This is a genomic window from Kitasatospora sp. NPDC015120, from assembly GCF_043080305.1.
Taxonomy (GTDB): domain Bacteria; phylum Actinomycetota; class Actinomycetes; order Streptomycetales; family Streptomycetaceae; genus Kitasatospora.
Window position 1 is genome coordinate 835374 of sequence record NZ_JBIBVJ010000002.1, and the last position, 12318, is coordinate 847691.

The 12318-nt window shown below is 75.4% G+C and carries 10 protein-coding genes and 1 pseudogene; 7 read left to right on the forward strand and 4 right to left on the reverse strand.

The genetic code is table 11. From position 1 onward, the window contains the following. Positions 1–110: 110 nt before the first annotated feature. The 4 genes from ACF1AK_RS08520 (at position 111) to ACF1AK_RS08535 (ending at position 5411) form a co-directional block, all read left to right on the forward strand. Complete coding sequence (locus ACF1AK_RS08520; protein ID WP_391497963.1) at positions 111–2540, forward strand: glycoside hydrolase family 65 protein; 2430 nt, start codon at positions 111–113, stop codon at positions 2538–2540. 187 nt (positions 2541–2727) lie between these two features. Further along, positions 2728–4440, forward strand: a complete 1713-nt coding sequence (locus ACF1AK_RS08525; protein WP_391498048.1) for a pyruvate dehydrogenase — start codon at positions 2728–2730, stop codon at positions 4438–4440. Positions 4441–4512: 72 nt separating this feature from the next. Next, positions 4513–5178 carry a helix-turn-helix domain-containing protein gene (locus ACF1AK_RS08530; protein ID WP_391497964.1) on the forward strand — a complete coding sequence of 222 codons (666 nt, stop codon included), beginning with the start codon at positions 4513–4515 and terminating at the stop codon, positions 5176–5178. Between the two features lie 32 nt (positions 5179–5210). Further along, positions 5211–5411, forward strand: coding sequence for a DUF6126 family protein (locus ACF1AK_RS08535; protein ID WP_380291006.1), 201 nt, complete (start codon positions 5211–5213; stop codon positions 5409–5411). 66 nt (positions 5412–5477) lie between these two features. Here ACF1AK_RS08535 and ACF1AK_RS08540 read toward each other — a convergent pair whose 3' ends face one another. Continuing rightward, positions 5478–7007, reverse strand: a complete 1530-nt coding sequence (locus tag ACF1AK_RS08540; RefSeq protein WP_391497965.1) for a PLP-dependent aminotransferase family protein — start codon at positions 7005–7007, stop codon at positions 5478–5480. Positions 7008–7090: 83 nt separating this feature from the next. Between ACF1AK_RS08540 and ACF1AK_RS08545 the strand changes: the two genes are divergently transcribed. Together ACF1AK_RS08545 and ACF1AK_RS08550 are read left to right on the forward strand one after the other, a co-directional pair. Continuing rightward, entirely contained in the window at positions 7091–8035 is a 945-nt protein-coding gene (locus tag ACF1AK_RS08545) for a hypothetical protein (RefSeq protein ID WP_391497966.1), read from the forward strand. A 117-nt stretch (positions 8036–8152) separates the two neighbouring features. Beyond that, on the forward strand, positions 8153–9046 hold the full coding sequence (locus tag ACF1AK_RS08550) for a sigma-70 family RNA polymerase sigma factor (protein ID WP_391497967.1): 894 nt from the start codon (positions 8153–8155) through the stop codon (positions 9044–9046). Here the strand turns inward: ACF1AK_RS08550 and ACF1AK_RS08555 are convergent. Both ACF1AK_RS08555 and ACF1AK_RS08560 read right to left on the reverse strand, forming a co-directional pair. Next, a complete protein-coding gene (locus tag ACF1AK_RS08555) occupies positions 9000–10415 on the reverse strand; it encodes an MATE family efflux transporter (protein WP_391497968.1) in 1416 nt (471 codons plus the stop codon). The two genes, ACF1AK_RS08550 and ACF1AK_RS08555, sit on opposite strands and share 47 nt — an antisense overlap. 81 nt (positions 10416–10496) lie before the next feature. After that, positions 10497–11345, reverse strand: a complete 849-nt coding sequence (locus ACF1AK_RS08560) for an SDR family NAD(P)-dependent oxidoreductase (protein ID WP_391497969.1) — start codon at positions 11343–11345, stop codon at positions 10497–10499. A 104-nt stretch (positions 11346–11449) separates the two neighbouring features. On the opposite strand from ACF1AK_RS08560, the gene ACF1AK_RS08565 reads away from it, so the two are divergent. Continuing rightward, positions 11450–12019, forward strand: coding sequence for a CGNR zinc finger domain-containing protein (locus ACF1AK_RS08565; RefSeq protein ID WP_391497970.1), 570 nt, complete (start codon positions 11450–11452; stop codon positions 12017–12019). Between the two features lie 153 nt (positions 12020–12172). Here ACF1AK_RS08565 and ACF1AK_RS08570 read toward each other — a convergent pair. Beyond that, positions 12173–12295 (reverse strand): annotated as a pseudogene (locus tag ACF1AK_RS08570) (helix-turn-helix domain-containing protein); the annotation flags it as partial. Positions 12296–12318: the final 23 nt, after the last annotated feature.

Below are 12318 nucleotides of genomic sequence, written 5' to 3' on the forward strand. Positions count from 1 at the left end.
GACGGTCCCGGCCGGCCCGACGCCGGGCACCCCGAACCCGGCCGGCCCGAACCCGGCCGCCCCGACGCCGGGCACCCCGACGATCCCGGCCGGCACGAGGGGGCGTCGGCATGACCGGCCAGGAGCGCAAGGACCGCCAGGAGCAGCCCTTCGCCGTCGACCCGTGGCAGGTCGCCGAACACGGCCTCGACCTCACCGCGCTGGCCCGCGCGGAATCCGTCTTCGCGCTCTCCAACGGCCACATCGGCCTGCGCGCCAACCTCGACGAGGGCGAGCCGCACGGCCTGCCCGGCACCTACCTCAACGGCGTCTTCGAGCTGCGCCCGCTGCCCTACGGCGAGGGCGGCTACGGCTACCCGGAGTCCAGCCAGAGCGTCATCAACGTCACCAACGGCAAGATCATCCGGCTGCTGGTGGACGACGAGCCCTTCGACCTGCGCTACGGCGAACTCGTCAGCCACCGCCGCTGGCTGGACTTCCGCGAGGGCCTGCTGCGGCGTTCCGCCGAGTGGACCTCTCCCGCCGGGCGGACCATCAAGGTGGACTCCACCCGGCTGGTCTCGCTCACCCAACGGGCCGTCGCCGCCGTCGAGTACACCGTGGAGGCGGTGGACGGCCCGGTGCGGGTCGTGCTGCAGAGCGAGCTGGTCGCCAACGAGCAGCTGCCCGGCGGCCCCGAGGGCGACCCGCGGGCCGCCGCCGTGCTGGAGGCCCCGCTGCTCGCCGAGGCGCACCACGCGGGCGGCACGAAGGGCGTGCTGGTCCATCGCACCCGGTACAGCGGCATCCGGGTCGCGGCCGGCATGGACCACGTGATCGAGGGCCCGGAGCGGATGGACACCGTCGCCGAGTCGGAGGCCGACCACTGCCGGATCACGGTCACCACCGTGCTGCACCCCGGCGAGCGGCTGCGGCTGGTGAAGTTCATGGCCTACGGCTGGTCGGCGACCCGCTCGCTGCCGGCCGTCCGGGACCAGGTGGAGGCCGCGCTGACCGCCGCCCGGTACACCGGCTGGGACGGTCTGATCGCCGAACAGGCCGATTTCCTCAAGGAGTTCTGGGAAACCAGCGACATCGAGATCGAGGGTGACGTCGAACTCCAGCAGGCCGTCCGGTTCGCCGTCTTCCACGTGCTCCAGGCCGGTGCCCGCAGCGAGGAACGCGCCATCCCCGCCAAGGGGCTGACCGGCCCCGGCTACGACGGCCACAGCTTCTGGGACACCGAGGCCTTCGTGCTGCCGGTGCTCACCTACTGCCTGCCCGCCGCCGTCAACCAGGCCCTGCGCTGGCGGCACACCACGCTCCCGCTGGCCCGCGACCGCGCGGCCCAACTCGGGCTGGCCGGGGCGGTGTTCCCGTGGCGGACGATCCGCGGCGAGGAGTGCTCCGGCTACTGGCCGGCCGGCACCGCCGCCTTCCACATCGGTGCGGACATCGCGTCCGCCGCCGCCCGCTACGCCCGGGCCACCGGGGACGACGAGTTCGAGCGCGAGTACGGGCTGGAACTGCTCGTCGAGACCGCCCGGATGTGGCGCTCGCTGGGGCACCACGACGCCGTCGGCCGGTTCCGCATCGAGGGCGTCACCGGCCCCGACGAGTACAGCGCCATCGCGGACAACAACGTCTACACCAACCTCATGGCGCAGACGAACCTGCGCGCCGCCGCCGAGGCCGCCGTCCGGCACCCGCGCGAGGCCGCGGCGCTCGGCGTCGACACCGAGGAGACCGCCGCCTGGCGGGACGCTGCCGCTGCGATGTTCATCCCCTACGACGAGAACCTCGGCGTCCATCCGCAGGCCGACGGCTTCACCGACCACCAGGTCTGGGACTTCGAGAACACCCCGCCGGAGAACTACCCGCTGCTGCTGCACTACCCGTACTTCGACCTCTACCGCAAGCAGGTGGTCAAGCAGGCCGACCTGGTGCTCGCCATGCAGGTCCGCGGCGACGCCTTCACCGACGAGCAGAAGGCCCGCAACTTCGCCTACTACGAACGGCTGACCGTCCGCGACTCCTCGCTCTCCGCCTGCACCCAGGCGGTGATCGCCGCCGAGGTGGGGCAGCTCGACCTCGCGTACGACTACACCGCCGAGGCCGCCCTGATGGACCTGCACGACCTCGGCGGCAACACCCGCGACGGCCTGCACATGGCCTCGCTCGCCGGGGCCTGCATCGCCCTGGTGGCCGGCTTCGGCGGGCTGCGCGACCACGGCGAGGTGCTCTGGTTCCGGCCCCGGCTGCCCAGCGGGATCATGCGGCTCAGCTTCTCGCTGCTGGTCCGCGGACAGCTGCTGGGGGTGCGGATCGACCACGACGAGACCACGTACACGCTGCGCCGGGGCGAGGTGATCCACCTGCGGCACGACGGCGAGACGGTCCAGGTGAAGGCGGGCCGGCCGGTCTCGGTGCCCACCACCACCCCGCCCGCCCAGGAACGCTGCAGCCAGCCCCCCGGCCGCGCACCGGCCCGCCGCCAGGCCCAGGCCGGCCTCTCCACCGGCCGGATCACCTCCGGCCCCGACCACCTGGCCGCCGAGTAGCCCGCCCACCGGTCCGCCCCGAGGGGCGCCCCGCACCACCGGGGCGCCCCTCGGTCCGGCCGGAGGCCGCCGCCGTCCTCACCCGTCCGGCCCACCCCGGGTGCGGGGCGCCCGCCGGCGGTGGACGGTGCTGGTGTCGCGCGTCCCCGGCGTCAGGAGATCCCCCGTGGTGAGTGTGGCCGAGCAGATGGTGGAGGTGCTCCGGCAGGCCGGGGTGGAACGGGTCCACGGCGTGGTCGGCGACAGCCTCAACCCCGTGGTGGACGCGATCCGCCGGGCCGAGGGCATCAGCTGGGTGCACGTCCGCAACGAGGAGGCCGGGGCCTTCGCGGCCGCCGCCGAGGCCGAGCTGACCGGCCGCCTCGCGGTCTGCGCGGGCTCCTGCGGCCCCGGCAACACCCACCTCGTCCAGGGCCTCTACGACGCCCAGCGCAGCGGCGTCCCCGTCCTCGCCCTCGCCTCGCACATCCCCTCCGCGCAGATCGGCACCGGTTTCTTCCAGGAGACCCACCCCGAGCGGGTGTTCACCGACTGCAGCAGCTGGTGCGAGATGCTCTCCACGCCCGGCCAGCTGCCCCGCCTGCTGCGCGTCGCGATCCAGCACGCCCTCGGCGCGCGCGGCGTCTCCGTGCTGGCCTTCCCCGGTGACGTCGCCGCGCTCTCCGCCGCCAACCCGACCGGCACCAGCCACTTCCTCACCGAGCAGGCCGTCGCCGCCCCGCCCTGGTCCCAGGTGCAGGAGCTCGCCCGGGCGCTCAACGCCGCGCGCCGGGTCGCGTTGTTCTGCGGCGCGGGCGTGCGCGCGGCGCACGCCGAGGTGATGGAGCTCGCGGCGGTGCTGCACGCGCCGGTCGGGCACTCCCTGCGCGGCAAGGAGTGGATCCAGTACGACAATCCGTACGACGTCGGGATGAGCGGTCTGCTCGGCTACGGAGCCTGCCACGAGGCGCTGCACTCCGCCGACCTCGTCGTGCTGCTCGGCACCGACTTCCCGTACGACTCCTTCCTGCCGCAGGCCCGCACCGTCCAGGTCGACCACGACGCCACCCGGCTCGGCCGCCGCACCGCCCTCGACCTCGCGGTGCACGGCGACGTCTCCGCCACCCTGCGCGCCGTGCTGCCGCTGCTGGAGCGGAAGACCGACCGCTCCTTCCTCGACGACATGCTGCGCCGCCACTACCGGGCCCTGGAGGGGGTGGTCGGCGCGTACACCAAGGACATCGAGAAGCACCTGCCGATTCACCCCGAGTACGTGGCCTCGGTGCTGGACGAGGTGGCCGCCGACGACGCGGTGTTCACCGTCGACACCGGCATGAACAACGTCTGGGCCGCCCGCTACCTGCAGCCCAACGGCCGCCGCCGGGTGATCGGCTCCTTCCTGCACGGCTCGATGGCCAACGCGCTGCCGCACGCGATCGGCGCCCAGCTCGCCTTCCCCGGGCGGCAGGTGGTGGCGATGGCGGGCGACGGCGGCCTGTCGATGCTGCTCGGCGAGCTGCTGACGGTGGTCAAGCACCGGTTGCCGGTGAAGACGGTGGTCTTCAACAACGGCGCGCTCGGCATGATCAAGCTGGAGATGCTGGTCTCCGGCTACCCGGAGTCGGAGATCGACAACGGCGACGTCGACTACGCCGGGATCGCCCGCGCGATGGGCATCCCGGCCAAGCGGGTCACCGAGCCGTCCCGGGTGCGGGAGGTACTGGCGGAGGCGCTGGAACGGCCCGGCCCGGCTCTGGTGGACGTGGTCACCGACCCGAACGCGCTGTCCATCCCGCCGCACATCACGGCCGCCCAGCTGAAGGGGTTCGCGCTGGCCGCCGGCCGCACGGTGCTCTCCGGCGGCGTCGGCCGGATGATCGACCTGGCCCGGTCCAACCTCAGGAACATCCCCCGCCCGTAGCGGTCCGGCACCGGCCCTTGCCTGTGGGGCAAAAAAATTGCCCGGGCGGCATGTGGGGTGTCCACTGGACACATGACCACCAGCCCAGCCGGTCCGCCCGAGGCTCCCGCCGCCGCCGTCCCCGTCGCCCCCGCGGGCGACCACGAGACGCAGGAGGTGGCCGGCCTCGCCGCCAGGCTGCGCGACCACCGGCTCAGCAGCCGCCTCACCCTGGAGGTCGCCGCCGCCCGGATCGGTCTGTCCCCAGCCTACTTGTCCCGACTGGAGACCGGACGCCGGCAGCCCTCGCTGCCCGTGCTGCTCGGTCTCGCCCGCGCCTACGGCACCACCGTCTCCGGCCTGCTCGGCGAGACCTTCACCGAGCCGGACCCGGTGGTGCGCGGCGGCGCGATCGAGCCCGGCCGCGCCGGGGGCTGGGGCTACCGGCGCACCGGCGCGCCCGGCCGGGCGATGCAGGCGCTGCGCGTGCACGTCCCCCCGGGCGTGCAGGACGCAGTGGTCCGCGTCCACCCCGGCGAGGAGTGGCTGTACGTCCTCCAGGGCCGGCTGAAGCTGACCCTCGGCGAACGCGTCCACCTGCTGGAGGTGGGCGACTCCGCCCACTTCGACTCGCTCACCCCGCACTGCATCGCCGCCGACTCCTCGTCCGGGGTCGAACTGCTCTTCATGCACACCCTGCTGCAGAGCCCCGGCGGCGAACTCTGCCTCGGTGGCGGCCCCGCCGCCCCGCACCACTGACCCGCCGTCAGGACAACCGGAGGAGAACCCCGATGGCCGAGACCGCCGCCACTCCCGCCCCGACCGCCGTGCCCGTCCCGGACACCAGGGCCGAGGACGCCCCGAAGACCATGGACGCGGGCAAGTGGGCCAACCGCCGCGTCTACCACCGCCTGGTGATCTACACCGCGGGCATCCACCTCTTCGCCGGCTTCATCATGCTGCTGTTCGAACTGGGCAGCCGCAACAAGTAGTCCCCGCCGCGTCCCGCCCCCGGCCGCCGAGGCACCCGCCCGGCGGCCCCGGGCCGTCCCGGGCCCTCACACCGTGCGCAGCAGCTCGCAGAGGGCGTCGAGGGCGGCGGGGAAGGCGTGTTCCGGCGGGGTGGCGTAGCCGACGACCAGGGCCGGGGCGGCGTCCGGGGCCGGGGTGCCACCGGCGAGGTACCAGCCGAGGCCGGTGAGGACCAGGCCGGCGGCGCGGGCCCGCTCCACCGACTCCGCCTCCGGGCGGGAGCCGGGCGGCAGTTCCAGCACGGCGTGCAGTCCGGCGGCGATCCCGGTGACCCGCACCCGCGGGGCGCGCTCGGCGAGCGCCGCGACCAGCCGGTCCCGGCGGCGCCGGTAGTGCAGCCGGCAGCGCCGCACGTGCCGGTCGTAGCGGCCGGAGGTGATCAGTTCGGCGAAGGTGAGCTGCTCGATCACCGGGCTCATGGTGTCCGCCCTGGCCTTGAGCCGGGCGACCGGCTCGACCAGGTCGTCGGGCAGTGCCAGCCAGGCCAGCCGCAGGCCGGGCGCCAGGCTCTTGGCGGCGGTGCCGCCGTACACCACCCGGTCCGGGTCGAGCGCCTGCATCGCGCCGAGCGGCTGCCGGTCGTAGCGGAACTCGCCGTCGTAGTCGTCCTCGATCACGTAGCCGTCGTGCTCGCGGGCCCACTGGACGGCGGCCGCCCGGCGGTCGGCGGCCAGGGCCGCGCCGGTCGGGAACTGGTGCGCCGGGGTGAGCAGCACCGCCCCCAGCCGCTCCGCCGCCGGCCGCTCAGCCCCCGGCCGCGCCGCCCGTCGCCGGCCCTCCCGTTCGCCCGCTGCCGCGCCCGACAGCTCCGCCAGCAGCTCCGTCCGCGCCCCGGAGCAGTCCAGCGGCAGCGGGGCGAGGCCGAGCCCGGCCGCCCGCAGGGCCTCCCGCTGCGGCGGCAGCCCGTACGCCTCGACGGCGACCCGCCCCGCCCCGCGCTCGCGCAGCGCGGCGGCCAGCAGGCCGAGGCCCTGGCCGAAGCCCGCGCAGACCAGCAGCCGGTCCGGGTCGGTGCGCACGCCCCGCACCCGGGCCAGGTAGTCGGCGAGCGCCCGCCGCAGCTCGATCCGCCCCAGTGGCGAGCCGTAGTCGAAGGCCTCGTGCGGGGCCACCGCCAGCGCCCGGCGGGCACTGGCCAGCCAGGCGCTGCGCGGGAACAGCGAGAGGTCGGGCCGCCCGGCGAGCAGGTCGTGCCGTCCGGTGGGGCGCCCGCCCGCCCGCACCCCGGCGGCCCGCCCGGCGGGCCGGGGCGCGGCGCGTCCGGCGACCGTCGTCCCGGAGCCCTGCCGGGAGCTGAGCCAGCCCTCGGCGGTCAGCTGCCCGTACGCCTCGACGACGGTGTTCCGGGCGATCCCGAGGTCCTCGCCCAGCGCCCGGGAGGACGGCAGCCGGGTGCCGGGCGCGAGCCGTCCGTCCTGGACGGCCGCGCGCAGCGCGTCCTCCAGCGCCGCGCGCAGCCCGGATCCGGCGGCGCGCCGTTCGCCGAGGTCGAGGTGCAGGTCGCCGCCGAACGCGGTCCACGAAGCGGCGTCACGGGTGGTTCGGGGGCGGCTCATGGCGGGATTATCCCCGCCACCCCCGCAGCCCCCGGATCTCCGGTACATTGCGCCGGACGCACGATCGCGGTGGGGGTGGCAACATGGCGTACCGGCAAGGGAGTTCAGCGGTTCCGCAGCGAAGACGGCGGCCCGGCCGGGGCGGCTGCCCGACCGTTCTCCTGCTGCCGCTGTTCTGCGTGCTGCTGGGATACCCGCTCGCCGTTCCCGTCCTGGTCCCCGCCCTGATGCGGGCGCAGACCCCGCCGCTGCACGCCACGCCCGGGCAGGTGGCGATCCTGGCCGGCATCGCCTACGCGGTCGCCCTGCCGGTGGACTGGCTGGCGGGCCGGCACCGCAGGCCCGTGGCCCGGTGGGTGGTGCCGGTGCGGGCGGCCGTGCTGACCGCCGCGTGCTCGCTGGCCGCCCACCTGGCCGGGGCGTACCTCGTGCCGAGGGCCTTCGGCACCGGCCAGGACCCGGCCTCGGCGAACGGCTACGCCCTGCAGTGCCTCGTGGTGGGCGTGTTCGCCTGGGTCTGGCGGCTGGGCGTGCGGTCCTGGGCCGGCGACCCGGTGGAGCCCGCCCGGCCCCGCCGGACGGCCGCGGCCCCGGACCGGGCCTCCTCCCGCACCGCCACCGTCACCCGCCCGGCGGCGGGGGAGGTGTGGGTGGCGATGGTGCCGTTCCGGGACCGCGCGGAGGCGGCCCGGCACTACTGCGTGGTCGTCGGCGTCCGGGCCGGGTACGCGGAGGTCCTGCAGATCACCAGCAAGGACAAGGACCACCGCGCCGACTACCTCCGGATGGAGAACGAGGGCTGGGACCGCACCGGCAAGCCGTCCTGGGTCGAGATCGGGATGACGCCGCGCCGGGTGCCGTACGAGAGCTTTCTCTCCGACCACCCGCAGGGCCCGTGCCCGCCGCGGATCTGGCGGGAGATCCAGCGCCGCCAGGCCGCCCTGGGCGCGGCCCGCCCGCCGCGCCCGCCGCGCCCGCGCCCCTCCGGCGGCCCGTCCCCGTCCGCCCGCGGCCCGCGCCGCCCCTGAGCCCCCGCTCCCGCGTCCGGTCCGGGGGCGCCGGGGCAGGACCGCCCGCGTCCGCGTCACGCCGACCGGCTAGCGTCCGTCAAGGAACCGACGGATCCCGACGCGAGGATGTGACGGATGAACGGGGAAGACTTCCTGGCCGGGCGCTTCGAGGAGCACCGGCCCCATCTGCGGGCGGTCGCCTACCGGATGCTCGGCTCGCTCAGCGAGGCCGAGGACGCCGTCCAGGAGACGTGGTTCAAACTGAGCCGCTCGGACGTCAGCGAGGTCGCCAACCTGGGCGGCTGGCTGACCACCGTGACCGGCCGGGTCTGCCTGGACCTGCTGCGCTCCCGGGCCGCCCGGCGCGAGGACCCGTTGCAGGACCAGGACGGGCAGGTGGTCCGGCTGCCCGACCCGCTCATCGCAGGAGCCCGGGGACTCGACCCGGAGCAGGAGATCCTGACGGCCGACTCGGTCGGCATCGCGCTGATGATCGTGCTGGAGACCCTGGCCCCGGCGGAGCGGCTGGCGTTCGTGCTGCACGACCTGTTCTCGGTGCCGTTCGACGAGATCGCCCCGATCCTCGGCCGCACCTCCGCCTCCACCCGCCAGCTCGCCAGCCGGGCCCGCCGCCGGGTCCAGGGCGCCGCCCCCGCGCCGGACGCCGACCTGGCGCTGCGCCGCGAGGTGGTGGAGGCGTTCCTGGCCGCCTCCCGCGGCGGGGACTTCGACGCCCTGCTCACCGTCCTCGACCCGGACGTGGTGGCCCGTTCCGACGGCGGCGCCCTGCGGCCGGCCACCTTCCGGCGCGGCGCGACCGAGGTGGCGGCCGGCGCGAGCGCGTTCGGCGCGCAGTTCGCCGGGGAGTCCCGCCTCGTGCTGGTCAACGGCGAACCGGCGGTGGCCGCCTTCGTGGACGGCCGCCCGGTCTCGCTCGCGGCGTTCACCGTGCGCGGCGGCAGGATCGTCGCGCTGGACATCTTCACCGACCCGGAGCGCCTGGAGCGCCTCGGCCTGGCGGCGGCCTGACGCCGGACCGCCCGCCGCCCGGGGGCGAGTCCCCCCGGGCGGCGCCCAGCGGCCGGTGGAGCAGCCACCACAGCACCGTCCAGCAGACCGCGACGCCCAGGCAGGCCCCGGCCGTCATGGTCAGGTACAGCGCGTCGGTGGAGTGCCGGGCGGCGCTCAGCGGCCCGCCCACGGCGATCACGGCGCCGAAGTACACCACGTTGAGGGCGAACGCGACGAGGCCGTGCCCGGTCTGCTCCAGCAGCGTCAGCGCGGTGAGCGCCAGCGCCGTGCAGCCGAACGACGGCCCGGCCAGCTGGAGGAAGCGGACGGCCTGCCCGGCGGTGGCCGGGTCCGCGGAGAGGCGCGCGGCCAGCGGCGCGCCCGCCGTCCACAGCACCGCCGTCACGGCCAGGTAGCAGCCGGCCGTCAGCAGGCCCCCGGTGCGCACGGCCCGCCGGGCGGCGGCGCGGTCACCGGCCGCGCCCGCCTGGTTGACCAGGATCGCGACGGCGGAGCCGAAGCCCACCGCCGGAACGATCACCGCGCTCTGCAGCGTCGAGCCGAGCGTGAACCCGGCCACCGCGCCGGGGCCGAACGGGGCGACCACGCGCAGCAGGGCCAGGTTGACGACGCAGAGCAGCAGGAACGACGCGCCGACCGGGAGGCCGACGGACACCACCGCCGCCCGCACCTCACCGGTCCCGTCGGCGGTCGGACGGGCGGTCGGACGGCCCAGCAGCCCCGCCCGCCGCAGCAGCAGCGCGCCGAGCAGCACCTCGACCACCCCGGACCCGAGGGCGGCGACCGGCAGCGCGGTCAGCCCCCAGCCCGCCCCGAGGCCGAACCCGCCGACTCCGGCCAGCAGCAGGCCCGCCGAGGTGAGGGTGAGCAGCAGGCCCCGCCCGGTCGCGCCGGAGCCGCGCAGCACCGCCGCGCACAGCTCGCCCAGCGCACCGACCGCGTTCACCGCCACCATCGCGGTCAGGAAGGCGAGGAACGGCGTCCGGTCGGCGGCGGGCACGTCGAGCAGTACCCCCAGCGGCCCGGCACCGGCCGTCACCAGGACGCCGCACACGAGGTAGCAACAGGCGCCGAGCCGCGCCGCGGCGGCGAGTCGGCCCGGCAGCTCGGACCGCCGCCCGGCCCCGGCGGCGCGCGCGGCCACCACCTGGAGGGCGACCGAGAGCGCGGAGTTCAGGGCCACCAGGAGGAAGCCGACGGGGGTGTAGAGCGAGCGCAGGTAGAGCGCGTGCCCGCCGGCCGCGCCGAGCATCGCCACCACGGCGAACTGCGCCCCGAGGGCGACGGCCTCGCTCAGCACGACCGGCGCGGCGAAGCCCGCGATCCGGCGCACGGTCGGCGCCGCCACGGCGGTCGTCCCCGTCACCCCCACCCGCCCCCTTCACGCCGCCCTCCCGTCGACGATCCCGAATTCCCGCCCCGAACGGAACCCCGCGCGCCCCTGCGGTCAGCGGTCGACGGCGTCCGTCAGGTGCTTCCAGCCGTCCAGGCCGGCGATGCGTGCCTCCAGCGCGGTGCGCATCTGCGTGGCGCCGGCGGCGCCGAGGGCCAGGCGCAGCGGAGGGGTGGGGCTGTCCACGGCGGCCCGGATGCCTTCGGCGATCCGCGCGGCGGCGGAGAACGCGGACGCCGGCAGCTCGCCGATGCCCTGCTGGACCTCGCGGACGGTCCGGTCGTAGTCGGTGAGGCCGGCCGCGACGTCGAGGTTGGCCAGGAAGGGGGTCGCGGTCAGCCCGGGCTGGACGATCGTGACCTTGACGCCGAGCGGGGCGACCTCGGCGACCAGCGCCTCCGACAGCCCCTCGACCGCGTGCTTGGTCGCGGCCAGCAGCCCCACGCCGGGGTGGGCGGACTGCCCGTAGACCGACGAGCCCTGGAGGATGTGCCCGGACCGCTGGGCGCGGAGCACCGGCAGCGTCGCGCGGAGCACGTGGAGGACTCCGAAGACATTGGTGTCGAACACGGCGCGGGCCTGCGCGTCGGAGGCCTCCTCGACGGCTCCGAACAGTCCGTAGCCGGCGTTGTTGGCCACCACGTCGAGGCGGCCGAACCGGGCGAGCGTACGCTCCACCGCCGCCCGGACGGCCTGCTCGTCACGCACGTCCGCCTGGACGGCGAGCAGTCGCTCGCCGTACGCGTCGGCCACCTCGGCCAGGGGAGCGGTGTCGCGGGCGAGCGCCGCGACGGACTCGCCGTTTTCGAGCGCCTGGAGCGTCAGTTCGCGGCCGATGCCGGACGTGGCGCCGGTGATCAGCCAGACGCGGGGACGGGTCTGCTGGTTGGATTCCTTGGTCATGTTGCGACCGTAATGAGTTAGCTCGCAACGCGTCAAGCCTGAAAATGTGTCTGGTTGCCCGCTAGATTGGTTAGCGCGTTTCCTTCCTGAGGTAGGGTGAGGCTATGGGTGGTACGGCTGCGGCGGCAGTGGAGACGGTGCTCGCGTTCGTGAACACGCGCGCGGACGGGACCGGTCGGCGGGAGCTGTTCGAGGACGGGGACTCGTTCGCGGACTGGCTGGCGGAGTTCGACGAGTTCGACGAGTTCGGCGGTGAGGCGGTGGCGACCGATGCCGACGCCGCCGCCGCGCGCGAGCTGCGCGACGCCCTGGTGACCGTGCTGCTCGCGCACTCCGGCGACGAGGCGAGCCTGGGCGAGCCGCTGCGGCACGCCGAACGGCACCTGCGGCGCGCGGGCTCGCTCTACCCGCTGGCGACGGTGGTCACGGCCGGCGGTGTCGAACTGGCGTCGCCCCAGGCGGGGGTGGAGCGGGTGTTCGGAACGGTGCTGGCCGCGGTGGCCACCTTCGCGCAGAGCGGCGACTGGGGCCGCGTCAAGGCGTGCCGGAATCCCCCGTGCCACTTCGGCTTCCTCGACCGCACCCGCAACGGCGGAGGGCTGTACTGCAGCCCCGGCTGCGGCTCCCAGGTGTCCATGCGCAACTACCGCCGGCGCCTGCGCCAGGAGAGCTAGACGCAACGCCGTTCGGTCAAGGCGCTCCGGGCTGCGTCAAAGGGTCGGTTGTGAGCGTGTTGACGCTGATGGCGGCCTTGCGGGTTGTCCGGTCGATCGCGGGTCCGCGGGCGTCGTACGTGGAGACCGCTCGTTCGACGGTGCGGTCTTCGGCGAGAAGGCCAGGCCGTGCTCGGCCGGCCTGGCCTCGGCGATCTTCTTGACTCCCCGGCGCTCGGGCAGGGTGAACGTCCTCGGCCGGCCGCCCTGGTACTTCGGGTGGAGCGCAGACGATCCGCAGCAGCCGTCTTCGCCGGGCC